Source organism: Pseudokineococcus sp. 5B2Z-1 (assembly GCF_037482305.1).
GTDB lineage: Bacteria > Actinomycetota > Actinomycetes > Actinomycetales > Quadrisphaeraceae > Pseudokineococcus.
The window spans coordinates 145,173-169,670 of sequence record NZ_JBBHZG010000001.1 but is presented as its reverse complement, the minus strand read 5'-3'; the positions used below and the strand labels follow the sequence as shown (position 1 = coordinate 169,670).

Below are 24,498 nucleotides of genomic sequence, written 5' to 3'. Positions count from 1 at the left end.
CGGCACACTGGGAGGACCGCGGCGCCTCCGGCGCCCCGCCGAGCCGCCCCCGCAGCTCCCGGCCGCGGCCCTCCGGGCCCGCCGACCACGCGCGGGAGGACCTCCTCGGCGCCCTGAGAACACCGGCCCGAGAGGCACCTGTGCCCGACTCCCGCACGCCCCGTCCCACCTCGTCCGCGCCCTCGGGCGCGTCCCGCAGCGCCACCTCCGGCCGCCCCGCCCGCAGCGGCGGACCCCGCCCGCCCCGCGGCGGTCGTCCCGGCGGCGGCCGCGGCGGCGCCCCCCGCGGCGGCGGCCGGCCGGCCCCGGCGCCCGCGGCCCCCGCCGACGAGCTCGCCGGCGCCGTCCTCGTCTCCGAGGACGCGCTCGTCGAGCAGACCTTCGCCGAGCTCGGCGTCCCGGCGCCGCTCGCGGCCTCGCTGGCCGACCGCGGCTTCGCGAAGCCCTTCCCCATCCAGGCCGTGACGCTGCCCCACACGCTGGCCGGTCGCGACGTCCTCGGCCGCGGGCGCACGGGCTCCGGCAAGACGCTCGCCTTCGCGCTGCCGCTGGCGGCGCGGCTCGCCGGCGAGGGCGGGACCCGCGCGGGCGGCCGCCGCCCCGCCGGTCGCCCCCGCGGTCTGGTGCTGGCGCCGACGCGCGAGCTCGCCACGCAGATCACCGCGACGCTCGAGCCGCTGGCGACCGCCGTCGGGCTCAAGGTCACGACCATCTTCGGCGGGGTGCCGCAGGGCCGTCAGGTCACCGCGCTCCAGGCGGGCGTCGACGTCGTCGTCGCCTGCCCGGGGCGACTGGAGGACCTCATCGGCCAGGGCTTCCTGCGCCTCGACGAGGTCGAGGTCACCGTCCTCGACGAGGCCGACCACATGGCGGACCTCGGCTTCCTGCCCGGCGTGAAGCGCCTGCTGGACCGGACCCCCGCGGGCGGCCAGCGGATGCTCTTCTCCGCGACGCTGGACAACGGCGTCGACGTGCTCGTGCGCCGCTACCTCGCCGACCACCTCACCTTCGCCATCGACCCGGCCACCTCGCCGGTCGTCGAGATGACCCACCACTGGCTGGCCGTGCGCGACGCCGAGACCAAGGCCGAGGTCGTCCGCACGCTCGCCTCCGGCACCGGGCGCCGGATGATGTTCCTGCGCACCAAGCACCAAGCGAAGAAGCTCGCGAAGCAGCTGACGGCGCAGGGCATCCCGGCGGTCGACCTCCAGGGCAACCTGTCGCAGAACAAGCGGCAGGAGAACCTCGCCGCCTTCTCCACGGGCGACGTCAAGGTCCTCGTCGCCACCGACATCGCGGCGCGCGGCATCCACGTCGACGACGTCGAGCTCGTCGTCCACGTGGACCCGCCCACCGAGCACAAGGCGTACCTGCACCGCTCCGGGCGCACGGCGCGCGCCGGCTCGGGCGGCGACGTCGTCACGCTCGTGCTGCCCGAGCAGAACGGCGACGTGCGCACCCTCGTGCGCCTCGCGGGCATCGCACCGGCCAAGCACGACGTCGACGCCTCCTCGCCGGTGGTCGCCGACCTCACCGGGCCGGTGGCCCCGCACGTCGAGCCCGCCCCGCCCGCACCTCCGCAGCAGCCGGCCGCCGGGGGCGGGCGTCGCCGCGGCCGTGGTGGCGCCGGCGGCGGTGGCTCCCAGGGGCAGGCCCAGGGCCAGGGGCGGAGCAGTGGCGCCCGCCAGGCCTCGGGCCCCGCGGGCGGCCGCGGGCGCTCCGGCGGCGGCGCGGGTGGCGGCCGTGGTCGCGGCGGCTCCGGCTCCGGAGGGGCGCCCTCGAGCTGGTCGTCGTCCTCGCCCGGCTACGGCGGCGGCTCGTCCTCCGGCTCGGGCTCCGCGTCCCGGCCGCCGGCCCAGCGCCGCTCCGTCGTCGACGTCTCCCGCGCGGGCGGCGGACGCCGCGGCGGTCGCTGACGCCTCCTCCCTCACGCTCCACGACGCCCGGCCGCGGCCTCTTCGCGGCCGGGCGTCGTCGTCCCCGGGGCCCCGAGGTGCGGAGGGGGCGTCACCTCCACCCGGGGGAGGCCCCGAGGGGTGAAGGGGGCGTCACCTTCGCCGGGGAGGGGCCTCACGGGGTGAAGGAGGCGTCACCTTCGCCGGGGAGGGGCCTCACGGGGTGAAGGGGGCGTCACCTTCGCCGGGGAGGGGCCTCGGACGGTGAAGGTTTCCTCCGCCCGCGGGGCGGGAGCCGCGTCAGGCGTCGCCGACGAGCCCGGCGACGACCTCCGCGGACAGGCCCACGAGCGGCAGCCCGCCGCCGGGGTGGCTGGAGCCGCCGACGCAGTACAGGCCCGGGAGCGCCGTCGCGTTGGCGGGGCGCAGGAAGGCGGCCCGGGCGCCGTTGCTCGAGCTGCCGTAGATGGACCCGCCCACGCTGCCGGTCAGGCGCTCGAGGTCGGCGGGGGTGCGGACGCCGCGCCAGAGGACCCGGTCGCGGACGTCGAGGCCGCGCTGGGCCATGACGTCGAGCACGTGGTCGGCGTAGCGCTCGGCGAGCGGCACGCCGTCGTCGCCCACGGCGTCCCAGTCGACGCCCTCGCGCGGGGCGCCGGGGCGGTGGCGGGGGGCGTTGACGAGCACGAACCAGGCCTCGGAGTCCTCGTCGGGGCGCGTCGCGGGGTCGTCGGGCGCGCTGACGTAGACGGTCGGGTCCTCCACCGGGACGGGCGCGCCGCGGTGGCGCCCCGTGCCGGAGAGGGCGTCGAACTCGGCGTCGTAGTCGGCGGGGAAGAGCACCGTGTGGTGCTGGAGGTCGGGCGTCCGGCCCGACAGGGCCAGCAGCAGCACGAAGCCGCTCGCGGACGGCTCCGCCAGCCGCAGCCGGCGGGCCCCGCGACGGCGCACCCGGCCCGGCGGCAGGAGGGCGCGCCCGCCGGTGCCGACGCCGTACAGGGCGGCGGCGTCGCCGGCCATGACGACGACGTCGGCCGCCACCTCCTCGCCGCCGACGAGCCGGACGCCCGCGGCGCGCCCGCCGTCGACGAGGACCTCCTCCACCGCGGCGCCGCAGCGCACCTCGCCGTCGAGGGCCTCGACGCGCCCGGCCATCGCGAGGGCCAGGCGGCGCAGGCCGCCGCGCACGTACCAGGAGCCGAAGGCCTGCTCGACGAAGGCCGTCGAGGCGAGGGCCGCGGGCGCGCGGCGCGGGTCGGAGCCGGAGTAGGTGGCGTAGCGGTCGAGCATCGTCCGCAGGTGCGGGTGCTCGAGGAGCTGCTCGCCGAGGCGGCGCAGCGACGTCGTCGGCGCGATCGTCGCGAGGTCGCGGCGGCGGCGGGCCAGCGGCAGCAGCGTGCGCAGACCCCGCAGCGGCGAGGTGAGGAAGGGTCCGCGGGAGAGGTCCCAGATGCGGGACCCGCGCTCCAGCAGCCGGATCCACTGGTCGCCGGCGCCGGCGCCGAGGGCGTCGTCGAGGGCTCGGCGCAGCGCGCCCCGCGAGCCGGCCGGCAGGTCGAGCACGGTGCCGTCGGCGAAGCGGTAGCGCGCCGCCGTCTCGAGCGGCACGAGGTCGAGGCACGCCTCGAGCTTCTTCCCCGTCTTGAGGAAGAGGTCCCGGTAGACGGCGGGCAGCGTGATGAGCGAGGGGCCGGTGTCGAAGCCGAAGCCCTCGTGCTCGACCCAGCCGAGCTTGCCGCCGACCTCGTCGGCCGCCTCGAGGACGAGGACGTCGTGGCGGCGGCGGGCCAGGCGCATGGCGACGGCGAGCCCGCCGGCCCCCGCGCCGACGACGACGACGCGGGCCATCAGGCCAGCCGACCGCCGATCGAGAAGTCCTGCAGCCCCGCGGAGGAGGTAACCGACAGCGTGAGGAGGTCGGCGGCGGCGGGCCCGCGCGTGTAGGTCGTCACGACGGCGCCGTCGACGGCCGGGGGCGTCGTCGCCGTGAAGCCCTGCGCCGTCAGCGCCTGCGTGTAGAAGTCGACGACCTCCTGCGGGCTGCGGGAGGTGCGCCCCGCCAGCGCGACCGAACGGCCGCCCTCGTCGCGGACGACGTTGGACAGGGCCACCTCGGCGTCGGGCAGGAGCGGCACGACGTCGAGGGGGAAGCCCTCGACGACCTCGCCGACGGCGACCTCCGACGGCGCCGGCGTGGGGGAGGCCGACGGCGAGGCGCTCTCCGAGGGGGACGCCGACGGCGTCGCGCCCGCCTCGGTCGGGGCCGTGCTGGGGCTGGGGCTCGCGCTCGGCGCCGACGCGGAGGAGGGCGCGGGGTCGGCGGAGGGCTCGCGCCCGTCGGTGCAGCCGGCCGCGCCGACGAGGGTGACGAGCAGCACCGCCGGGGCGAGCGCCCGGAGGCGGCCCGCGCGCGGGCGGGCGGGGCGACCGGTGGGCATCCCGCCACGGTAGTCGAGCGGCGCCGGGGACCCCCGTCGGGCCGTGCGCGGGGGCGGCGTCACGCCGTGGGGAGCCGGCGTCCCTTCCACCGCAGGTCGCCGCGCCGGTGCCCCCGCACGGAGCGGACGACGAGCCCGGCGAGGACGGCGAGCGACGCCGGGTGCGCGAGGGCGTCGGGCCAGGCCCGCCCGCCCGTCCGGCGTGCGGCCACGACGCGGGAGGCGACGCCCGCCGCGAGGCCCAGCGCCCCGGCGCGGGAGCCGGCGAGGGCGCCGACGAGCGGCCCGAGCCCGAGGGCCGCGAGCCCGCCGGCCAGCGCCAGCGAGCGGCCCGGCGAGCCCGCCGCGCTCCACAGCGACTTGGCGTACCCGTCGCGCACGCCCGCCCAGCCGTCGTACATGCGGCACGTCGCGAGCGCCGTCCCGTCGGTGACGCCGCCGCGCCCGCCGGCGGCCTTGACGGTGCGGACGAGGGCGACGTCGTCGAGCACCGCGCCGCGGACGGCCCCGTGGCCGCCGACCGCCCGGTACCGGGCGGCGTCGACGACGAGGAGCTGGCCGTTCGCGGCCGAGAGCGAGGGGCGCGGCGAGCGCTCGGCGAGCCGCAGCGGGAGCGTCGCGAGCCAGGACCACTGGAGCAGCGGCTGCACGAGCCGCTCGCCCGGGGTGACCGCGCGCTGCCGGGGGTAGGGGGAGACGAGGTCGAGCCCCGTGCGGCGCAGCTGGTCGACCGAGGCCGCGACGGCGCGCGGGGCGAGGCGGACGTCGGCGTCGACGAAGACGAGGACGTCCCCGGCGGCCTGATCGGCGAGCTGGGCGCACGCCCACGGCTTGCCCAGCCACCCCGGCGGCGTCGGCGACCCGGTGAGGACCCGCACGCGCGGGTCGTCGCCCGCGCGCGCCCGGGCGGCCTCCGCCGTGCCGTCGGAGCTGGCGTCGTCGAGGACGAGCACCTCGAGGTCCACGCGCTCCTGGGCGAGGACGGCCGCGAGGCACTCGGCGACCTGGTGCGCCTCGTCGCGCACGGGCAGCAGCACGCTCACCCGCCCCGTCACCGCCGGGGGGGCGAGGTCGGGTCGGCGGAGCAGCAGGGCGTTGGCGCAGGTGTGGGCCAGCAGCCCGACCGACAGCGCCGACGTCGCGCGCACGAGCGCCCGGGCCGCGCCGACGGCCGCCGTCGGCCCGCGGCGGGAGGAGCCGGCGCCGGCCCTCACCGGCGACGCATGGACGCGGCGGCCCACAGCCAGTGCGCCAGGGTCGGCGCGACGACGGCGCCCATGACGACGAAGCCCCACAGCGCCACCCACGGGCGCCCGGAGAAGACGAGGGCGTCCACGGTCGAGCCGAGCCACGTCCAGCCGAGGAGGAGGCCGGGGACGGCGAGCTCGGCGCTGCCGCGCGCCCGGTCGGTGCCCGGGGCGGGGGCGGGCCGCGACGCGGGGCCGCGGGCGCCGGCGGGCCGGCCCTTCCGCGGCGGGCGTCGCGGGTCGGGCACGACGCGCTGCAGGACGGCGCAGATGACGAGCGCGACGAGGAGCCAGCCGGCGTAGTTGGTCAGCGGGACGCCCGGGACCCCGGGGAGCCCCGGCGCCGGGTCGGCCCACGTCCAGTGCCCCTGCGCGACCATCATCGGGTCGAGGAAGAGGTCCCAGGACGCGAGGCCCAGCGCGGCGACGGGGACGGCCGTCCAGCTCCCGGGCGGGGCGAGCGTGCGCCCGGCCAGCAGCATCGGGTAGGCCATCATCGTCCAGGCCAGCGGCACGACGACGGGCACGTCGAGCACCTGCGGGCCGAGCGAGCCGGCGTAGGAGTACGCGCCGAAGGGGAAGCCGGTCGCCGTCCCGACCGCCTCGGCGAGCAGGCCGATGCCGCCCGCGACGAGGAGCACGCCGCCGGCCGTCGCCGGGCCGAAGCGGCGCGCCGCGTCGGCGAGGACGGCCGCGGCGAAGAGGGCGACCGCCGCCACCGTCGTCGTGTGCAGCGCGTCCCCGGACAGCAGCGGGTGGGCCACCTGCGCCAGCACGGCGAGGACCGCGAGGAGCAGCGAGGCGACCGCGAGGGGCGAGCGCCGCCGGGCGGTCGCGGCCCGCGGGGGCGGGGAGGGCTCCGTCGTCACCACCGGCGCAAGGGTAGGCGGGTCGCTCAGGGCTCGCGCCCGTGCAGGGTCCCCTCGAGGGAGGTGACGGCGAAGCGGGCGAAGAGCTCCTCGGCGTACCAGCCCTCCCGGGGCGTGCGCTCGACGACGGCGCGGTGCGGCGCCCGTCCGTGCGCGAAGGCGGTGAGCGCGTCGCTGTCGCGCCACAGGCTCACGGTGCCCTGGAGCCCGACCGGCGCCTCGCCGACGCCGAGGGCGGCGCGCAGGCCGTCGACCCGGGCGAGGTCGCCCGAGACGGGCGGCACCGCGCGGGTGAAGGTCGCCCACGAGCGCAGGTGGACGCGGGCCCGGGTGAGGCTGACGACGGGGGCGCCGGTCGGGGGCCGGCGCCGCGGGTCGCCGAAGGGTGCGACGCCGCCCCAACGGCCCCGGCTCGCGACGGGCTCCATGGCCACCCGCAGGCGCTCGTCGGCCAGGCGCCCCCAGCCGCGCGCGGTCGCGGAGCGCTCGAACCAGGCGGCGTCGCCGGGGGAGTCCCACGCCGCCAGCAGGGCCCAGTGCCGCGGGTCGGCGTCGCGCGCGGTGAAGGTGCGCCCCGAGCCGGTGCCGAGGAGCTTCGTCCAGCGCGCGCCGCTGCCGCGCAGCAGCGCGCGGTCGAGCGCCATCCGCCCGAGCGCCGCCGGCACGGCCGCCGCCGGGACCCCCCACACGTGGAGCGTGACGAGCGCGGGCGCGCCGTCGTCCCGCTGCGCCCGCGCCATGCCCTCGAGGCTAGGCGGCGACCCGCCGGGCGGTCGCGGCGGGCGGCGGGTGGTCGGGGGAGGGCGGCGCACGGGGCAGCGGCTGACGGGGTCGGCTGCCAGGATGCGGGCATGACAGCCGACACGAGCCGCCCGACGCGCGCGCAGGTCGCCGCGATGGTCGACCACACCCTCCTCAAGCCCGAGGCGACGCCGGCGGACGTCGCCGCGCTCGTCGCCGAGGCTCGCTCGCTCGGCGTCCTCGCGGTGTGCGTGTCGCCGTCGACGCTCCCGCTGGAGGACACGGGCGACCTCGTCGTCGCCACGGTCTGCGGCTTCCCCTCGGGCAAGCACGCCAGCGAGGTCAAGGCCGCCGAGGCGGCGCGCGCCGTCGCCGACGGCGCCGACGAGGTCGACATGGTCATCGACGTCGGCGCCGCCCGGGCCGGGCTGTGGGACGCCGTCCGCGACGACGTCGCGGCCGTCCGCGCGGCGGTGCCCGCGCCGGGCGTCCTCAAGGTCATCATCGAGTCGGCGGCGCTCGAGGACGACGCCGTCGTGGCCGCCTGCCGCGCGGCCGAGGCGGCGGGCGCCGACTTCGTCAAGACGTCCACCGGCTTCCACCCCAGCGGCGGGGCCACCGAGCACGCCGTCCGGCTCATGGCGGAGACGGTCGGCGGGCGCCTCGGCGTCAAGGCGAGCGGCGGCATCCGCACGGCGGACCAGGCGGCGGCCATGGTCGCCGCCGGCGCCACGCGGCTGGGGCTCTCCTCCTCCGCCGCGGTGCTCGAGGGGACGCAGGCGTGAGCGGCGTCGACCAGGCGGTGCTGCGGGCGATCCCCTCGCTGCCGAAGGTGCTGCTGCACGACCACCTCGACGGCGGCCTGCGCCCGCAGACCCTCCTCGACCTCGCGGACGAGGTGGGCCACGAGCTGCCCGCGAGCACGGCCGACGCCCTCGGCCGCTGGTTCGAGGAGGCGGCGAGCTCGGGGACGCTGGCGCGCTACCTCGAGACCTTCGACCACACGACGGCGGTCATGCAGACGGCGGACGCGCTGCGCCGCGTGGCCCGCGAGAGCGCGCTCGACCTGGCCGCCGACGGCGTCGTGTACGCCGAGCAGCGGTACGCGCCCGAGCAGCACCTCGCCGGCGGGCTGACCCTCGACGAGGTCGTCGTCGCGGTGCAGGAGGGCTTCGCCGAGGGCGAGCGCGAGGCGGCCGAGCGGGGCACGCCCATCCGCACCGGCACGCTGCTGACGGCCATGCGCCACGCCGACCGGGGCGTCGAGATCGCCGAGCTCACCCTGCGCCACCTCGGGTCCGCCGCCGGCGGGTCGGTCGTCGGCTTCGACATCGCGGGCGCCGAGGACGGCTTCCCGCCGGAGCGCCACCGCGAGGCCTTCCAGCTGCTGCACGACGCCGGCGTCCCCGTCACGGTCCACGCCGGGGAGGCCGCGGGCCTGGCCTCGATCCACGGCGCGGTGCACGCCTGCTCGGCGCAGCGGCTCGGCCACGGGGTGCGCCTGCTCGAGGACGTCGAGCGCGCCGGGACGCCGGACGCGCACCTCGGCCCGCTCGCCGCGTGGGTCCGCGACCGCCGCATCCCCCTCGAGCTCTGCCCGACCTCGAACCTCCAGACGGGGGCGGGGGCGTCCATCGCGGAGCACGGCATCACCGCCCTGCGCGACCTCGGCGTCGTCGTCACCGTCAACACCGACAACCGGCTGCAGTCGGCGACGTCGGTGTCGCGGGAGATGGAGCTCCTCGTGCGCGAGGCGGGGTGGACCCTCGACGACCTGGAGGCGGCCACCGTCGCCGCGGCGCGGGCGGCCTTCTTGCCCCACCCCGTGCGGGAGGTCCTCGTCGAGGAGGTCGTGCGCCCGGGCTTCGCCGCGGCGCGCGGCTGACCGGCCACGGCCCGGGGCGCGACGCGTGGACGGGACCGTCGCCGCGACGGCGGTGCACCTCGCCGCCGCCGCGGCGTACACCGGCTTCCAGTGGACGGTGCGCGTCGTCGTCTACCCCCAGCTCGCCACGGCCGCGAGGGCGGCCGGGGGTGCCGAGGCCTTCCCGGCGCTGGAGGCCTCGCACGGCCGGCGGGTGTCCCGGCTCGTCGGGCCGCTGTTCCTCGCGCTCGTCGCGTCGTCCGCGTGGCTCGTCGTCGTGACGGCGGGCTCGCCCGACGCGCTCACGGCGCTGGGCGCGGCCGCGTGCACGGCCGTCGTGCTCGGGGTGACGGCCCTCGGCGCCGTGCCGGAGCACCGGCGGCTGGGGCGGGCGTGGGACCCGGCCGCCCACCGGCGCCTCGTGCGCTGGGACGACGTCCGGGTCGCCGCGGCGACGGCGCAGCTCCTGCTGGCGCTGGTCCTCGTGGCCTGAGCGCCTCGCCCGGGGCCCTGCTCTCAGGACGTCAGCGTGCGCAGCAGGTCCGGCGGCAGCGGGCGGTCCGCGGACACGACGACGACGGCGCCGGGGTCGGGGCTGCGTCGGTCCGGCCCGCGCCACACCTCGGCGAGGCCGAGGCGCGCGATCGTCCGGCGCGACGGGGTGTTCGCCTCCGCGGCGAAGGCGGTGACGGGCAGGTCCGGTCGGACCCGCCGCGCGGCCGCGAGGCCGGCGCGACCGACCTCCTGGGCGTAGCCCCGGCCCTGGTGGGCCGGGGCCAGCCGGAAGAAGAGGTTCCAGGCGCGTCCCTCGCCGGGGAGGTCGCAGCCGCCGAGGCCGACGACCTCGCCGTCGCCCCCTCCGCCGCCGGTCCCGCCGTTCTCGTCGTCGTGCCGGTCGTCCGGAGGGGGCCGCAGGCGCACGACCCAGCAGCCCGCGCCGTCGCGCGCCCAGCGCTCCGCGAGCCGTGCGACGAAGCTGGGCAGCTCCTCCGGCGGGCGGCGCAGCGACGGGTCGAGCGCCCACGTGCGCGGGTCGGCGTAGACCGCCGACGCCAGCGCGGGGACGTCCGCCGCCGTCGGGGGAGCCAGCAGGAGGCGCTCGGTGAGCACCCGGCCCGACGTCGACCCGCCGGTCGTCGACCCGCTGCCCGCCGACCCGCTGCCGTCAGGGGTGCCCCGGCCGCCGCTCACAGCAGGGCGCGCACGGCCGCCTCGGCGTCGGCGGGCGCGAGCGGCCGGCAGCCGAGCGACGTCCACCGCTGCCGCAGCGCGGGTTCCGCCCGCGCCAGGCCGAGTCCCCGTCGCACGAGGACGTGCGGGGGCTTGCGGGCCTCGGCGAGGTCGCGCAGCAGACGGAAGGTGAAGGTCACGGCCGCCGGGCGCTGCAGGCAGATGGCGTCCGCGAGCAGGGAGCGCTCGCGGCAGGCGGCGACGAGGTCGGCCGCGAAGATCCCCTCGGCCAGCACCACGGGCGCCGTCCCGACGGACAGGTGGACGGTGCCGGTGCGCCGGCTCGTCGGGATGTCGTAGACCGGGACGTCGGCCTCGCCCTCGCGGCACAGCCGCTCGAGGGCGTCGAGCGCCCGGCCGGCGTCCCAGCTGCCCGGGTCGTCCCAGTCGACGATGCCGAAGCGGTGCGGCAGCCCCGCCTCGTCGCCGTCGCGGTAGAAGTCGTCGAGGGCCAGCACGGGCAGGCCGAGGCGGCGGACCATCGACGTCTTGCCCGAGCCGCTCGGCCCCGTGAGGAGCACGACCCGGCGCGCGGGCGGGCGCCGCGCCCCGCGGGGCTCCGCGAAGAGGGCCTCCTGGCCGAGCCCCGCCGCCTCCCGGCCGTCCGGTCGTGCGTGCCGACCCTCGGCCTCCTCGAGGCCGCTCACGCCGGGAGGGCGATGGTGTCGCGTAGGTCGGCGCGGACGGCGTCCAGGCGCCGCCCGGCCTCGCGGCGGGCCGCCGCGACGGCGGCGGCGTCGGCCGACCCGCCGCCCTCGACCGGCACGACGACCTCGCAGTAGCACTTGAGCTTGGGCTCGGTGCCGGACGGCCGGACGACGACGCGCGCCCCGTCCGCGGTGCGCAGCACGAGGCCGTCGGTCGGGGGCAGCCCGCCGTCGCCCGCGGACAGGTCGACCACCTCGACGACGTCGCTGCCCGCCAGCGCGGCGGGCGGCTCGGCGCGCAGGCGCGCCATGGCGTCGGAGATGAGGGTGAGGTCGGAGACCCGCAGCGTCAGCGGCGCCGTCGCGTGCAGCCCGTGCGCCCGCGCGAGGTCGTCGAGGACGTCGAGCAGGCCCCGGCCGCGGGCCCTCTCGGCGGCGGCGAGCTCGGTGACGAGGACGGCGGCGCTGATGCCGTCCTTGTCGCGCACGGCCGCCGGGTCGGCGCAGTAGCCCAGCGCCTCCTCGTAGCCGAAGGCCAGCCCGGGCACGCGGCTGATCCACTTGAAGCCGGTGAGGGCGACGGCGCTCTCGAGCCCGTGCGCCTCGGCCACCCGGGCCAGCAGGTCGGAGGAGACGACGGACCGGGCGAGCACCGAGCCCGGGGGCAGTCCCCGCTCGGCGAGGTGGTGGCCCAGGAGGGCGCCCACCTCGTCGCCCGTCAGCTGGCGCCAGCCGGCGCCGTCGGGGTCGTCGTCGACGCCGGGCCGCAGGGGGGCCGCGACGGCGCAGCGGTCGGCGTCGGGGTCGTTGGCGACGACGAGGTCGGCGCCCACCTCGCGGGCCAGCGCCAGCGCGAGGTCGAGCGCGCCCTCCTCCTCGGGGTTCGGGAAGGCCGTCGTGGGGAAGTCCGGGTCGGGCTCGGCCTGCTCGGGCACGGTGCGCAGGTCGGTGAGACCCGCTGCGCGCAGGGCCCTCTCGACGAGGGGACCGCCGACCCCGTGGAGCGGGGTGAGCACGACGCGCAGGTCGCGAGGGCCGGTGCGGCCGGCCACCGCGGCGGCGCCGTCGACGTAGGCGTCGACGAGGTCGTCGCCCAGCGCCTCCCAGCCGGCGTCGGCCATGGGCACCTGGGCGGGGTCGGTGACGTCGCCGACGGCCGCGATGCGCGCGGCGATCTCGGCGTCGGCGGGCGGCACGATCTGCGCGCCCTCCTCGCCGGGGCCGCCGAGGTAGACCTTGTAGCCGTTGTCCTGCGGCGGGTTGTGGCTCGCCGTGACCATGACGCCGGCGTCCGCGCCGAGGTGGCGGACGGCGAAGGCCAGCACGGGCGTGGGCAGCGGGCGCGGCAGCAGCGACGCGCGCAGACCGGCCCCGACGACGACGGCCGCGGTGTCGAGCGCGAACTCCCGGGAGCCGTGGCGGGCGTCGTAGCCGACGACGACGTGCGGCGGCGACTCCGGGCCGCCCTCGCGGTCGAGCAGGTAGCGCGACAGCCCCGCGGCGGCGCGGCGCACGACGACGCGGTTCATCCGGTTCGGGCCGGGTCCGAGGCGGCCCCGCAGCCCCGCGGTGCCGAAGGCCAGGGGCCCGGCGAAGGCGTCGTCCAGCTCGGCGAGCGCCTCCTCCTCGCCGGCGTCCGCGCGCTCGAGCAGGTCGCGCAGCGCCGCGGTCGTCGCCAGGTCCGGGTCGGCGTCGGCCCACGCCCGGGCCTCGTCCCGGCGGGCCGTGCGGGCGTCGGCCAGGGCGCGCTCGCGGTCGGCGTCCGTGGGGGCGCCGTCCCCGGCGGGGGTCGTGCCGGCGCTCACAGCCGCTCCACCACCTGGGCGAGCAGCGCGCCGATGCGCGGGCCCGCCTCACGGCCGGCCTCGACGACCTCCTCGTGGCTCAGCGGTCGGTCGCCCACGCCGGCCGCGAGGTTGGTCACCAGCGACAGGCCGAGGACCTCGAGGCCGGCGGCGCGGGCGGCGATGGCCTCGAGGGCCGTGGACATGCCGACGAGGCTCGCGCCGAGGACGCCGGCCATGCGCACCTCGGCGGGCGTCTCGTAGTGCGGGCCGGGGAACTGCGCGTAGACGCCCTCGGCCAGCGAGGGGTCGACCTCGCGGGCGACGTCGCGCCAGCGGCGGCTGTAGAGGTCCGTGAGGTCGACGAAGGTCGCGCCCTCCAGGGGCGAGCGGCCGGTGAGGTTGAGGTGGTCGCCGATGAGGACCGGCTGGCCGGGGGAGTAGGCCGGGTCGAGGCCGCCGCAGCCGTTGGTGAGGACGACGCCGCGGCAGCCCGCCGCGGCCGCCGTCCGCACGCCGTGGGCGACGGCGCGCACGCCGCGGCCCTCGTACAGGTGGGTGCGGCTGCCGAGGACGAGGGCCCGGCGGTCGCTCGAGCCGATCCGGACGGAGCGGAAGACGGGCACGTGGCCCGCCACCGCGGGCGCCGTGAAGCCGGGGACCTCGTCGGCCGGCACCTCCGCCAGGACCTCCATCGCCTCGACGGCGGTGCCCCAGCCCGACCCGAGGACGAGCGCGAGGTCGTGGCGCTCGGCGCCGGTGCGCTCGGCGAGCACCCGGGCGGCGGACTCGGCGGCGCGGACGGGGTCGGCGAGGACGTCGTCCGCGCCCCCGGGCGGCGCCGTCCCGGCGGGAGCGTGCGGACCGGCGTCCGCCGGCGTGGTCGGCTCGCCGGGGCCCCCGGCGGGTGCGGTGCTGGCCATGCCCGCACGCTACCGGCGCCGTCGGTCCGCGCCCTCCGGCCAGGCCTCGGGCACGTGGTCGACACGTCGCCGTGGGCGAGGGCCGTCACAGGGCACCTCGTCGACACATCGCCGTCGCGAGGACTCCCAGCTGGTACTTCGTCGTCACCTCGCCCCCGGAGTGGCTCTCATGGGGCACTTCGTCGTCACTTCGCCGTCCGGAGGGGCTCGCCGCGGCACCTCGTCGTCACATCGCCGGGAAGGGCGACGCGCGAGGGGCGCGTCCCGTCAGGCGCCGCCGACGAGCCCGGACGGCGGGGGGCCGCCGGCCTCGGACGCGCGGCACGGCCGGGCGCGCAGCGCCGTCACGTACTCGGCGGGGGCGCCCGCGGCCTCGGCGGCGTCGGCGACCATGCCGAGGTAGCGCGCCGCGGGCAGCCCGCCCTCGTAGGCGTCGAGCACGTAGACCCAGGCGAGGACCTGGCCCGACAGCGTGTCCACGCGCACGCGGACCTTGCGGTAGAGCCCGAGCCCCGCGCCCTCGAGGTCGTCGAGGGCCTTGGCGTCGGCGTCCGTGAGGTCGTACAGGCCCACGTAGACGGCGGCGTCGGCCGCGCTGTCCTGGACGACGGTGGCCAGGGCCCCCTCGAAGCCCCGGTCCTCACCGCCGAAGGTCAGGCGCCAGCCGTGGAGCCAGCCCGTGCCCGCGAGGGGCGAGTGGGGGGCGCGCTCGGCCATGCGCGCGGGGTGCAGGTTGCTGCCGTAGGCCGCGTACTGGGGCATGCCGGGGACTGTATCCAGCCGTCGGCCGCCTCCCGCCGCACCGCGGGCGCCGCGGCCGGGGGCCCCGGAGCGGCGGCCCCTGCGTCCGGGCGGGTGCAGGGCCCGCGCCGGCGGGGCTGCGAGGCAGAATGGCGCCGATGTCTCCCTCCGAGCGCGACGCGCAGACCCCGGCCCCCGACCCCGGCGCCGCGGCCCCGGGCAGCGACGGCGTCGCGCCGTCCGACGCCCCCGTCGCGGACGACGGCGCCCCCGGCGCCGAGGGCATGGGCGCTCCCGCCGAGCGCTCCCCGGAGGGCAGCGAGGCCGACGGCTCGGCCGCGCCCCCGCGCGGCGCCGCCCGGGCCGACGACGAGGACGCCGACCGCCGCGCCGCCGAGCCGCCCCTGCCCGTGCGCTCCGCGGTCACCGACGTCGCCAGCACGCGCGTCGTCGTCCTCGGCGGCGGCCCCGGCGGCTACGAGGCGGCGCTCGTCGCGGCGCAGCTCGGCGCCTCCGTGACGGTCGTCGAGCGCGACGGTCTGGGCGGGTCGACGGTGCTCACCGACGTCGTGCCCTCGAAGACGCTCATCGCGACCGCGGAGGTCATGGCGACCGTCACCGAGTCCGTCGAGCTGGGCCTGCGCTTCCCGGGTGCCGGGCGCGGCGAGACCGACGCCGAGAGCGCCGTCACGGTGGACCTCGACAAGGTCAACACCCGCGTGCGCGGGCTCGCGAAGGCGCAGTCCGAGGACATCCGCGAGCGCCTCGAGCGCGAGGGCGTCGACGTCCTCGTCGGCCGCGGCACCGTCCTCGCCCCCGACCGGGTGCGCGTCGAGCTCGCCGACGGCGGCACGCGGGACCTGAGGGCCGACGTCCTCCTGCTCGCGACCGGCTCCCACCCGCGCGAGCTGCCCGACGCGATGCCGGACGGCGAGCGGATCCTCACGTGGAAGCAGCTCTACGACCTCACCGAGCTGCCGGAGCGCCTGGTCGTCGTCGGGTCCGGCGTCACCGGCGCCGAGTTCGCCAACGCCTACGAGGCGCTGGGCTCCGACGTCGTCCTCGTCTCGAGCCGCGACCGCGTGCTCCCGGGCGAGGACGCCGACGCCGCGCAGGTCATCGACGACGTCTTCCGCCGCCGCGGGATGACCGTCATGGCCCGCTCGCGGGCGCAGTCGGTGGCGCGCGACGGCGACGGCGTGCTCGTCACGCTCGCCGACGGGCGCGAGGTCCGCGGCTCGCACTGCCTCATGGCCGTCGGGTCGATCCCCAACACGGCCGGGCTGGGCCTGGAGGAGGCCGGCATCCGCACGTCGGAGTCCGGCCACGTCGTCGTCGACCGGGTCTCGCGCACGTCGATCCGCGGGGTCTACGCCGCCGGCGACTGCACGGGCGTCCTGCCGCTCGCGTCGGTGGCGGCGATGCAGGGGCGCATCGCCATGTGGCACGCCCTGGGCGACGCCGTCTCCCCGCTCAAGCTGCGGACGGTGGCGGCCAACGTGTTCACCGCACCGGAGATCGCGACGGTCGGCTGGACCCAGGCGCAGATCGAGTCCGGCGAGGCGCAGGGGCAGGTGGTCAAGCTCCCGCTGGCGGGCAACGCCCGCGCGAAGATGCAGGGCATCCACGACGGCTTCGTGAAGCTGTTCTGCCGCACCGGTTCCGGCACGGTGATCGGCGGCGTCGTCGTCAGCCCCCGCGCCAGCGAGCTCGTCTTCCCGCTGACGCTCGCCGTCGAGCACCGCCTCACGGTCGACCAGGTGGCCCACGCCTTCAGCGTCTACCCCTCGCTGTCCGGCTCCCTCGCCGAGGCCGCCCGCCGCCTGCACACGGCGCCCGAGGTCGACTGACCCCGACGTCGCCGCTTCGGACGTCGTCGCCTTCCTCTCCGTCCCGAGGCGCCTCCTCCGCACTTCGTCGTCACAGTGTCGGCCGCGGGGGGCTGCTGACGGCACTTCGTCGTCAGTTCGCTTCAGCAGACGCCTGCGTCACGGCACTTCGTCGTCAGATGGCCGTCGAGGCGGTCTGGAGCGGGCGTCACCGCCTCGACATCGCGGCGCGCACGAGGGCCACCGCCCGTCCCGGCTCGGCGAGGTCGGCCGCGGTCACGTGCACCACCACCCACCCCGCCTCCCGAAGACGGTTGAGCCGAGCGCGGTCCTTCTCGAGCTGCTCCCTGGCGGCGTGCCACTGCCCGTCGTACTCGATGGCGATGCGCAGGTCCGGCAGCGCGAGGTCCACCCGCGCGACCGAACGGCCGAGATGGCGGACGACGACCTGCGGCACGACGTGGACACCGGCCCGGCGCAGGAGCACCCGGAGTGCGGACTCCGGCAGGGACTCGGCCGACGCGTCGACCTGGTCGAGCGCCGTCCTCACGGCCGCGACGTCGTTGTCGTGGCGCCCCTCCAGCCACGCGGCGAGTCGGTCGGTCGAGACCTCGCCGCGGCGGACGAGCTCGTCGAGGCGGCCGACGGCCAGCGTGAGAGGGACGCGTGCCGCAGCGTCGAAGGCCATGCGCTCGGGGACGGCGAGGGTCGTGGTCCGCCATGGCGTCCCCGCGACGAGCGGAGCGCTCGACCGCCGGACCCGGACGCCCCGGATGGCGGGGTGCGCTCCACCGGACGGCAGCACGGCCTCCACGGGATCCCGCGGCGAGAGCCAGTCGGCGCCTCGGACGGTCGCGGCTGAGGGGCCGGTGACCTGCGCCGAGGAGGGGAGGAGCAGGCCGGCCGCCTCGCACATCAGCGGGTGCGTGACCTCGACGTCGCGACGCGTGTACACGCCGTGGAGCAGGCGTCGCCACCGGCCGTCACGGAGCTGCCGCGGGGTGAGGACGCCCGCCTCGACGGCATCGCGGCCGCGGAAGACGAGGGGCAGGTCGAGGTCGTCGAGGTCGCGCACAGGAGGACGGTGCCGGGGCGGCGCGGTCCTCGGCGCGCGTCGTCCACAGGAAGCGGAGGCCGCACTTCGTCGCCGAAGTGACCTCCGCGGGTCGACCCGGGCGGCGTCGTGTCGACGAAGTGCGGTGCAGCCGTCCCTGGAAAGGGCGATGTGTCGACGAAGTGCGGTGAAAACACCCCTAGCAATGGCGATGTGTCGACGATGTGCCGGGGACGGCCCTCCGAGGGCATCTCCTCAGGAGGGGTCGACGACCTCGCAGACCACCGCGCCGGAGGCGATGGACTGCCCGACCTGGGCCTGCAGGCCCTTGACGACGCCGGCGCGGTGGGCCACCAGGGGCTGCTCCATCTTCATCGCCTCGAGCACGACGACGGTGTCGCCGGCCTCGACGGCGTCGCCCTCGGCGACCGCGACGCTGACGACCGTGGCCTGCATGGGGGAGGTGAGGGACTCACCGCTCGCCGCCGCCTTCTGGGCGCGGCCGCGGCGGGCCTTGGCCCGGCCGGGAGCCGCGGCCGGGGCTCCCGACGAGACGCCGAGCCCGGCGGGGAGCACGACCTCGAGGCGTCGACCGCCGACCTCGACGACGACGCCCTCGCGCTCGACCGGCTCCGGGCCGTCGGCGACGGGGCCGGCGTAGGGCTCGACCCGGTTGTCGAACTCCGTCTCGATCCACCGCGTGTGGACCGTGAAGGGGCCCTCGCCGCCGGTGACCTCCGGCGCGAAGGCCGGGTCGACGACGACGGCGCGGTGGAAGGGCAGCACGGTCGGCATGCCGTCGACGACGAACTCGCCGAGCGCGCGGCGGGCGCGCTCGAGGGCCTGGCGCCGGGTCGCGCCGGAGACGACGAGCTTGGCCAGCATGGAGTCGAAGGCGCCTGCGACGGCGTCGCCCGCCACGACGCCGGAGTCGAGCCGGACGCCCGGGCCCGACGGGGCCTCGAAGCGCCTCGCGGTGCCCGGCGCGGGCAGGAAGCCGCGGCCGGCGTCCTCCGCGTTGATGCGGAACTCCAGCGAGTGGCCGCGCACCGGCGGGTCGTCGTACCCGAGCGGCTCACCGGCGGCGAGGCGCAGCTGCTCGCGGACGAGGTCGAGCCCGGTGACCTCCTCGGAGACCGGGTGCTCGACCTGCAGGCGCGTGTTGACCTCGAGGAAGGAGATGGTGCCGTCCTGCGCGACGAGGAACTCGCAGGTGCCCGCTCCGACGTACCCGGCGGTGCGCAGGATCGCCTTGGACGCGCGGTACAGCTCGGCCTGCTGCTCGGCCGTGAGGTAGGGCGCCGGCGCCTCCTCGACGAGCTTCTGGTTGCGCCGCTGCAGGGAGCAGTCGCGCGTGGAGACGACGACGACGCCGCCGTGGGCGTCGGCCAGGCACTGGGTCTCCACGTGCCGGGGCCGGTCGAGGAAGCGCTCGACGAAGCACTCGCCCCGGCCGAACGCCGTCACGGCCTCGCGCACGGCGGACTCGTAGGAGGCCTCGACCTCGCCGCGCTCGCGCACGACCTTGAGGCCGCGACCGCCGCCGCCGTGGGCGGCCTTGATGGCGACCGGCAGGCCGTGCTCGTCGACGAAGGCGAGCACCTCCTCGACGCCGGACACGGGGTCCTTCGTGCCCGCCACCAGGGGGGCGCCGACCTGCTCGGCGATCTTGCGGGCCGCCACCTTGTCCCCGAGGGAGCGGATCGCCGCGGGCGGGGGGCCGACCCACACGAGGCCGGCGTCGATGACGGCCTGGGCGAAGTCGGCGTTCTCCGAGAGGAACCCGTAGCCGGGGTGGACGGCGTCGGCGCCCGACCGGCGGGCGACGTCGAGGAGCAGGTCCTGGCGCAGGTAGGACTCGCCCGGCGTCACGCCGCCCAGGGCGTGGGCCTCGTCGGCGGTGCGGACGTGGAGGGCGTCACGGTCGGGGTCGGCGTAGACGGCGACCGAGGTCAGCCCCTCGTCGGCGCACGCCCGGGCCACCCGGACGGCGATCTCCCCGCGGTTCGCGATGAGGACCTTGGTGATCGTGCGCCCGCCGTCGTCCGCCGTCGCCATGCCTCGTCCGCCTCCTGGTGCTCGGGTGCCGTCCGTGGCGCTCGCCGGACCGACCCGGCTCCGCGCCGCCGGGGAGCCTAGTCCGGTGCGACGGCCCGTCCGTCCCGCCGGGCCGTCGCGGCGGAGGTCGAGACGCTCGCTGCGGCGTCATGTCGACGACGCGCCCCCGGAGGGCGTGCTCGAGGGGCGATGTGTCGACGAAGTGCTGGGGGAGGGGACGTGCGGACGGCGACGTGTCGACGAAGTGCCGGGAGGGCGGCCCTGCGGAGGACGAGGTGCCGACGAAGTGCGGCGAGGCGAGGAGGGCTACGGCGTCCGCAGGTCCGACCAGCGCACGCCGACCTCGCCGAGCATCCCGCGCAGGGTGGCGAGGCCGAGGCCGACGACGGCGGACGGCTCGCCCTCGACGCCCGCGACGTACGGGCCGCCGAGGCCGTCGAGGGTGAAGGCGCCGGCCACGCGCAGCGGCTCGCCGGTGGCGACGTAGGCCTCGACCTCGGCGTCGTCGACGTCGGCGAAGCGGACGGTCGTCGACGAGACGGCGCCGAGCGTGGCGCCCGTGCCGCCGTCCTCGCGCGCGTCCACGAGCCAGTGGCCGGTGTGGAGGACGCCCGAGCGGCCGCGCATGCGCCGCCAGCGCGCCGCGGCCTCGGCGTCGTCGACGGGCTTGCCGTGGACCTCGCCGTCGAGCTCGAGCACCGAGTCGCAGCCGACGACGAGCAGCGGCTCGTCCTCGGCCACGTCGAGCTCGTCGAGCCGGCCGGCGACGTCCTCGGCCTTCGCGCGGGCGAGGACGAGGCAGACGTCCTCGGCGTCGGTGACGCCGTAGCGCTCGACGACGGCGGGCTCGTCGACCCCGCTGACGAGCACGAGCGGGTCGGTGCCCGCCGAGCGCAGGAGCGCGAGCCGGGCGGGGGAGGCGGAGGCGAGGACGAGGCGCACGCGAGGACCGTAGACGCGGTGGCCGCGCCGGCCGCCACCCGCCCCGGCCCCGGAGGGACGGCGCGAGGGCGCGGCGCGTCGGGGACGCCGCAGGCCCGCTCCCGGCGAGGGAGCGGGCCTGCGGCGGAGGTGCCCCGCGAGCGGGGCGGGAGCGGGTCAGGCCGGGGCGCCGACCCGGGTGCCGTCGTCGGCGCCGCGACGGGCGTCGTCGGCCTCGCCGGTGCGCACGCCGGCGTCCTCGCGCTCGTCGTCGCGGGGCGCGAGCGGGTCGCGGCCGCGGGGGGCGTGGTAGGCCTCGACGTCGAGGATGCCCTCGCGCTTGGCCACGATCGCGGGCACGAGCGCCTGCCCGGCCACGTTGGTGGCGGTGCGGATCATGTCGAGGATCGGGTCGATGGCCAGGAGCAGGCCGACGCCCTCGAGCGGCAGGCCGAGCGTCGAGAGGGTCAGCGTGAGCATGACCACGGCGCCCGTGAGGCCCGCCGTGGCGGCCGAGCCGACCACGGACACGAAGGCGATGAGCAGGTAGTCCGTGATGCCGAGGTCGATCCCGAAGAGCTGCGCCACCGTGATGGCGGCGAGCGCCGGGTAGATCGCCGCGCAGGAGTCCATCTTCGTCGTCGCGGCGAGCGGGACGGCGAACGAGGCGTAGGTCCGCGGGACGCCGAGGTTCCGCTCGGCGACGCGCTGGGTGACGGGCAGCGTCCCCACCGAGCTGCGGGAGACGAAGGCCAGCGTGATGGCGGGCCAGGCGCCGGAGAGGTACTTGCGCGCGGACAGCCCGTGGAGGCGGGCGAGCAGCGGGTACACGCCGAGCATGACGATGAGCGACCCGACGTAGACGTCGGCGGTGAAGACGGCGAGCGGCGCGACGAGGTCCCAGCCGTAGGACGCGACGGCGTTGCCGAGCAGGCCCGCGGTGCCGATGGGCGTGAGGCGGATGACCCACCACAGCGCGGTCTGGGTCACGGCGAGCGCGGAGCGGACGACGGCGAGGAAGGGCTCGGCCTTCTCGCCGGTCTTGAGGATGGCCGCGCCGATGACGAGCGCGAGCACGACGAGGGACAGGACGCCGAAGGACAGGCTCGTCGACGCCGTCGCCGAGGTGCCCGAGGGGTCGACCGCGACGTCCGTGCGCGCGCCGAGGCTGAAGACGTTGGCCGGCACGAGCTGGTCGAGGAAGTCGGTCCACCCGCCCTGCGTGCTCGACGCCGTGGCTCCCTCCGTGCTGATGTCGGCGTTGGCGCCGGGGTTCGTCAGCAGGCCGATGCCGATGCCGATCGTCACGGCGATCAGCGAGGTGATGGCGAACCACAGCAGCGTCTGCCCCGCCAGCCGGGCGGCGTTCGTCACCTCCCGCAGGTTGGCGATCGAGACGATGATCGCCGTCACGACGAGCGGCGGGACGACGACCCGCAGCAGCTGGACGAAGGTGCTGCCGATGGTGGCGAGGGTGGTCGTCAGGGCGTTCGGGTCCTCGGAGGTGCCGCCGAGGGAGCGGGCGAGGACGCCGAGCCCGACGCCGACCACGAGGCCGACGAGGATCTGGGCGCCGAAGGGGATGCGCGCGGCGCGGCGGAGGAGAGTCACGGCGGCTCGCAACCACCGCCGGGTCCGGCGGCATTCCCGGCTATCCCGACCTCCGCGGTCGGGATAGCCGGGGGAGGGTGAGCGGCCCGCGGCCGGGGGTCAGGCGGCCGGCGACATCGCCGCGCGCAGCACGTCCAGCCCCACGGCGCCGAGGTCGAGCGCGCGCCGGTGGAAGGCGCGCAGGTCGAAGGCGTCGCCCTCCCGGGCGCGCACCTCCTCGCGCAGCTGCAGCCACAGGCGCTCGCCGACCTTGTACGACGGCGCCTGCCCCGGCCAGCCCAGGTAGCGCAGGTGCTCGAAGCGGCGCACCGGCTCGTCCTGGCGCGCGTGGGCCGTGAGGTAGGCCCAGACCGCGTCGGCGTCCCAGGTGCCGCCGCCGACCTCGGCGGGCGCGGCGAGGCCGCAGTGCAGGCCGATGTCGACGACCACGCGGGAGGCGCGCAGCACCGACCCGACGAGCATCCCCATGCGGTCGCCCGGGTCGTCGAGGTGGCCGAGCTCGGCCATGAGGCGCTCGGCGTAGAGCGCCCAGCCCTCGCCGTACCCGCTGCTCCAGGCCATCGTGCGGCGCCAGCGGTTGAGGAGGTCGGAGCGCACCATGGCGTGCCCGACCTGCAGGTGGTGGCCGGGGACGCCCTCGTGGAAGACGGTCGTCGTGTCCAGCCAGGTGGAGAACGAGGTCTGCCCGGGCGGCACGGAGAACCACATGCGCCCCGGCCGGGTGAGGTCCTCGCTCGGGCCCGTGTAGTAGATGGCGCCGGACGCCGACGGGGCGATGCGGCACTCCAGGCGCCGCAGCGGCGCGGGGACGTCGAAGTGCTCGCGCCCCAGCTCCTCGACGGCCCAGTCGGACAGGCGCTGCATCCAGGCGGTGAAGGCGGCGGCGTCGGGCAGCCGGCGGGCGGGGTCGGCGTCGAGGACGGCGATCGCCTCGTCGACGCCCGCCCCGGGGCGGATCCGCTCCGCGACCTCGGCCATCTCCGCCTCGATGCGCGCGACCTCCTCGAGGCCCCACGCGTAGGTCTCCTCGAGGTCGACCTCGGCGCCGAGGAAGAGGCGGCTGCGCAGCGCGTACTCCTCGCGGCCGCAGGCGTCCTCGTCGCTCGCGCGGGGGAGGACGTCCTCGGTGAGCGCGCGCGCGAGGTCGGCGTAGGCGCCGCGGGCGGCGGCGGCGCCGCGCTCGAGGTCGGCGGCCAGCGCGCCCCCGGGGGCCGCTCCGTCGGGTCGCGCCCCGGCGACGAGGGCGTCGAAGAAGCCGCCGGCTCCGGCGAACTCGGCGGCCTGCTCGGCGCCGGCGCGCACCTGGCGCCGGGCGGGCGCCCGACCGCCGTCGCACGCGGCCCGCAGCGACGTCGTGTAGCCGGCGAGCGCGTCCGGGACGCGCGCCAGCCGGCGGGCGACGACGGCCCAGTCCTCCGCCGTCGCCACCGGCATGAGGTCGAAGACCTCGCGGACGTCCTGCAGCGGCGTCGCGAGCACGGTGACCTCGCCCGAGCCGAGGCCCGCGTCCGCCATCTCGACCTCGAGGCCGAGCCGCTCGCGCATCGCGGCGACGGTGACGGCGTCGACGTCGTCGCGCACCGCGTCGGCGGGCAGCGCCTCGAGCGCCGCGAGCGTGCGCCGGGCGAGGTCGGCCCGCGCGGCGTCGCCCGCGGGGCCGTAGTCGGTCATCTCGTCGTCGTGCCCGGGGGCGCCCATGCCGGTGGCCGCCACCGGGTCGAGGGCGGCGTAGGCGTCCACGTGGGCGTCGGCGAGCTCGTCGACGGCGGAGGGCTGGCGGAGGGCGGTGACATCGGTGTCGGGCACCCGCCGCACCCTAGGCGGGGCCCCCGAGCCACCGGGACGGCGACGTGCCGACGACGCGCGGGGAGGGAGGGGCCGGGTCAGGCGCCGCCGGCCTTGAGGGCGGCGAGCCGGGCCTCGACCTCGAGGGCGTCGGAGTCGGCCTCGAGCTCCTCGAACTGCGCGTCGATCGACGACGCCGCCAGCTCGGCCCGGCCGGCGGCGCGGGCCTCCTCGCGGCGCACCTTCTCCTCGAAGCGGGAGACCTCGCTCGTGGGGTCCATGAGGTCGATGCCCTTCACCGCGTCGTGCATGCGGTTCTGGGCCTCGGCCACCTTGGCGCGGGACGCCAGCTGGTCGCGCTTGGTGCGCAGGTCGGCCAACTTGCCGCGCATGCCGTCGAGGCCCTTCTTGAGCTTCTCGACGACCTCCGTCTGCGCGGCGATCTGGGGCTCGAAGCCGCGCAGCTCGGACTCGGCGGCCATCTGCCGCTGCAGCGCCACCTTCGCGAGGGTGTCGAAGCGGTCGGCCTCCGCGGCGCTCCCGGACGCGCGCAGGTCGTCGGCGCGCCGGCTCGCGGCGAGCGCCTTGCCGCCCCACTCCGAGGCCGTCTGGCGCGCCTCGGCGGCGTCGGCCTCGAGCAGGCGGAGGTTGCCGATCGTCTGCGCGACGGCGTCCTCGGCCTCCCGGATGCTCGCGGTGTAGTCGCGGACCATCTGGTCGAGCATGACCTCGGGGTCCTCCGCGGCGTCCAGCGCCGCGTTGAGGTTGGCCCGGACCAGCTGCCCGACCCGTCCGAGCAGGGACTGCTGCGCCATCGTCGATCGTCCTTTCGTCGTCACCCGTGCTGCGGCGCCGCGCGGC

At 77.8% G+C, this 24,498-nt stretch carries 21 protein-coding genes; 5 read left to right on the top strand and 16 right to left on the bottom strand.

Features of this window, described 5'->3' with window-relative positions:
* Window positions 1-140 precede the first annotated feature (140 nt).
* Window positions 141-1,916 carry a DEAD/DEAH box helicase gene (locus WDV85_RS00700; RefSeq protein ID WP_298991656.1) on the top strand — a complete coding sequence of 592 codons (1,776 nt, stop codon included), beginning with the start codon at window positions 141-143 and terminating at the stop codon, window positions 1,914-1,916.
* A gap of 279 nt (window positions 1,917-2,195) precedes the next feature.
* On the opposite strand, the gene WDV85_RS00695 is transcribed toward WDV85_RS00700, so the two are convergent.
* From WDV85_RS00695 to WDV85_RS00675, 5 genes are read right to left on the bottom strand one after another with little or no spacing between them, the layout of a single operon-like run.
* Window positions 2,196-3,743, bottom strand: coding sequence for a phytoene desaturase family protein (locus WDV85_RS00695; RefSeq protein WP_298804163.1), 1,548 nt, complete (start codon window positions 3,741-3,743; stop codon window positions 2,196-2,198).
* Window positions 3,743-4,333, bottom strand: coding sequence for a hypothetical protein (locus WDV85_RS00690; protein ID WP_298804165.1), 591 nt, complete (start codon window positions 4,331-4,333; stop codon window positions 3,743-3,745). The genes WDV85_RS00695 and WDV85_RS00690 overlap by 1 nt, the downstream gene beginning before the upstream one ends.
* Window positions 4,334-4,392: 59 nt before the next feature.
* Window positions 4,393-5,547, bottom strand: coding sequence for a glycosyltransferase family 2 protein (locus WDV85_RS00685; protein ID WP_339568801.1), 1,155 nt, complete (start codon window positions 5,545-5,547; stop codon window positions 4,393-4,395).
* Window positions 5,544-6,452, bottom strand: coding sequence for a carotenoid biosynthesis protein (locus WDV85_RS00680; RefSeq protein WP_339568800.1), 909 nt, complete (start codon window positions 6,450-6,452; stop codon window positions 5,544-5,546). Before WDV85_RS00680 ends, WDV85_RS00685 begins: the two co-directional genes overlap by 4 nt.
* 23 nt (window positions 6,453-6,475) lie before the next feature.
* A complete protein-coding gene (locus tag WDV85_RS00675) occupies window positions 6,476-7,189 on the bottom strand; it encodes a monooxygenase (protein WP_339568799.1) in 714 nt (237 codons plus the stop codon).
* 111 nt (window positions 7,190-7,300) lie between these two features.
* Here WDV85_RS00675 and deoC point away from each other — a divergent pair, with 111 nt between their 5' ends.
* Genes deoC through WDV85_RS00660 form a run of 3 tightly spaced genes read left to right on the top strand, consistent with a single transcriptional unit; the run spans window position 7,301 to window position 9,547 of the window.
* On the top strand, window positions 7,301-7,975 hold the full coding sequence (deoC, locus tag WDV85_RS00670) for a deoxyribose-phosphate aldolase (RefSeq protein ID WP_339568798.1): 675 nt from the start codon (window positions 7,301-7,303) through the stop codon (window positions 7,973-7,975).
* Window positions 7,972-9,075: an adenosine deaminase gene (locus tag WDV85_RS00665; RefSeq protein WP_339568797.1), complete on the top strand. Its 1,104-nt coding sequence runs from the start codon at window positions 7,972-7,974 to the stop codon at window positions 9,073-9,075. Before deoC ends, WDV85_RS00665 begins: the two co-directional genes overlap by 4 nt.
* A 25-nt stretch (window positions 9,076-9,100) precedes the next feature.
* Window positions 9,101-9,547 carry a hypothetical protein gene (locus WDV85_RS00660; RefSeq protein WP_339568796.1) on the top strand — a complete coding sequence of 149 codons (447 nt, stop codon included), beginning with the start codon at window positions 9,101-9,103 and terminating at the stop codon, window positions 9,545-9,547.
* Window positions 9,548-9,570: 23 nt separating this feature from the next.
* On the opposite strand, the gene WDV85_RS00655 is transcribed toward WDV85_RS00660, so the two are convergent.
* From WDV85_RS00655 to WDV85_RS00635, 5 genes are all read right to left on the bottom strand, one after another.
* Window positions 9,571-10,245: a GNAT family N-acetyltransferase gene (locus WDV85_RS00655; RefSeq protein WP_339568795.1), complete on the bottom strand. Its 675-nt coding sequence runs from the start codon at window positions 10,243-10,245 to the stop codon at window positions 9,571-9,573.
* Window positions 10,242-10,931 carry a uridine kinase family protein gene (locus WDV85_RS00650; RefSeq protein WP_339568794.1) on the bottom strand — a complete coding sequence of 230 codons (690 nt, stop codon included), beginning with the start codon at window positions 10,929-10,931 and terminating at the stop codon, window positions 10,242-10,244. The genes WDV85_RS00655 and WDV85_RS00650 overlap by 4 nt, the downstream gene beginning before the upstream one ends.
* Window positions 10,928-12,673 carry a phospho-sugar mutase gene (locus WDV85_RS00645; RefSeq protein ID WP_445263154.1) on the bottom strand — a complete coding sequence of 582 codons (1,746 nt, stop codon included), beginning with the start codon at window positions 12,671-12,673 and terminating at the stop codon, window positions 10,928-10,930. The genes WDV85_RS00650 and WDV85_RS00645 overlap by 4 nt, the downstream gene beginning before the upstream one ends.
* 59 nt (window positions 12,674-12,732) lie before the next feature.
* Entirely contained in the window at window positions 12,733-13,638 is a 906-nt protein-coding gene (locus WDV85_RS00640) for a purine-nucleoside phosphorylase (protein ID WP_339568792.1), read from the bottom strand.
* A gap of 267 nt (window positions 13,639-13,905) precedes the next feature.
* Window positions 13,906-14,400 carry a gamma-glutamylcyclotransferase family protein gene (locus WDV85_RS00635; protein ID WP_171203398.1) on the bottom strand — a complete coding sequence of 165 codons (495 nt, stop codon included), beginning with the start codon at window positions 14,398-14,400 and terminating at the stop codon, window positions 13,906-13,908.
* 137 nt (window positions 14,401-14,537) lie between these two features.
* Here WDV85_RS00635 and WDV85_RS00630 point away from each other — a divergent pair, with 137 nt between their 5' ends.
* Window positions 14,538-16,229 carry an NAD(P)H-quinone dehydrogenase gene (locus tag WDV85_RS00630; protein ID WP_339568791.1) on the top strand — a complete coding sequence of 564 codons (1,692 nt, stop codon included), beginning with the start codon at window positions 14,538-14,540 and terminating at the stop codon, window positions 16,227-16,229.
* A gap of 187 nt (window positions 16,230-16,416) precedes the next feature.
* Here WDV85_RS00630 and WDV85_RS00625 read toward each other — a convergent pair whose 3' ends face one another.
* The 6 genes from WDV85_RS00625 to WDV85_RS00600 form a co-directional block, all read right to left on the bottom strand.
* Window positions 16,417-17,283 carry an endonuclease domain-containing protein gene (locus tag WDV85_RS00625; RefSeq protein WP_339568790.1) on the bottom strand — a complete coding sequence of 289 codons (867 nt, stop codon included), beginning with the start codon at window positions 17,281-17,283 and terminating at the stop codon, window positions 16,417-16,419.
* Window positions 17,284-17,517: 234 nt separating this feature from the next.
* Window positions 17,518-19,290: an acetyl/propionyl/methylcrotonyl-CoA carboxylase subunit alpha gene (locus WDV85_RS00620; RefSeq protein WP_445263153.1), complete on the bottom strand. Its 1,773-nt coding sequence runs from the start codon at window positions 19,288-19,290 to the stop codon at window positions 17,518-17,520.
* Between the two features lie 336 nt (window positions 19,291-19,626).
* On the bottom strand, window positions 19,627-20,262 hold the full coding sequence (locus WDV85_RS00615; RefSeq protein WP_339568788.1) for a Maf family protein: 636 nt from the start codon (window positions 20,260-20,262) through the stop codon (window positions 19,627-19,629).
* A 156-nt stretch (window positions 20,263-20,418) separates the two neighbouring features.
* Entirely contained in the window at window positions 20,419-21,852 is a 1,434-nt protein-coding gene (locus WDV85_RS00610; protein ID WP_339568787.1) for a dicarboxylate/amino acid:cation symporter, read from the bottom strand.
* A 99-nt stretch (window positions 21,853-21,951) separates the two neighbouring features.
* Entirely contained in the window at window positions 21,952-23,658 is a 1,707-nt protein-coding gene (locus WDV85_RS00605; protein WP_339568786.1) for a DUF885 domain-containing protein, read from the bottom strand.
* A gap of 77 nt (window positions 23,659-23,735) precedes the next feature.
* Window positions 23,736-24,452 carry a PspA/IM30 family protein gene (locus WDV85_RS00600; RefSeq protein ID WP_445263152.1) on the bottom strand — a complete coding sequence of 239 codons (717 nt, stop codon included), beginning with the start codon at window positions 24,450-24,452 and terminating at the stop codon, window positions 23,736-23,738.
* Window positions 24,453-24,498 lie beyond the last annotated feature (46 nt).

Bases quoted from the DNA above. Each gene is read 5' to 3' on its own strand.
- WDV85_RS00695 (WP_298804163.1), bottom strand. From the start codon at position 3,743: ATGGCCCGCGTCGTCGTCGTCGGCGCGGGGGCCGGCGGGCTCGCCGTC.
- WDV85_RS00690 (WP_298804165.1), bottom strand. From the start codon at position 4,333: ATGCCCACCGGTCGCCCCGCCCGCCCGCGCGCGGGCCGCCTCCGGGCG.
- WDV85_RS00675 (WP_339568799.1), bottom strand. From the start codon at position 7,189: ATGGCGCGGGCGCAGCGGGACGACGGCGCGCCCGCGCTCGTCACGCTC.
- deoC (WP_339568798.1), top strand. From the start codon at position 7,301: ATGACAGCCGACACGAGCCGCCCGACGCGCGCGCAGGTCGCCGCGATG.
- WDV85_RS00640 (WP_339568792.1), bottom strand. From the start codon at position 13,638: ATGGCCAGCACCGCACCCGCCGGGGGCCCCGGCGAGCCGACCACGCCG.
- WDV85_RS00635 (WP_171203398.1), bottom strand. From the start codon at position 14,400: ATGCCCCAGTACGCGGCCTACGGCAGCAACCTGCACCCCGCGCGCATG.
- WDV85_RS00630 (WP_339568791.1), top strand. From the start codon at position 14,538: ATGTCTCCCTCCGAGCGCGACGCGCAGACCCCGGCCCCCGACCCCGGC.
- WDV85_RS00600 (WP_445263152.1), bottom strand. From the start codon at position 24,452: ATGGCGCAGCAGTCCCTGCTCGGACGGGTCGGGCAGCTGGTCCGGGCC.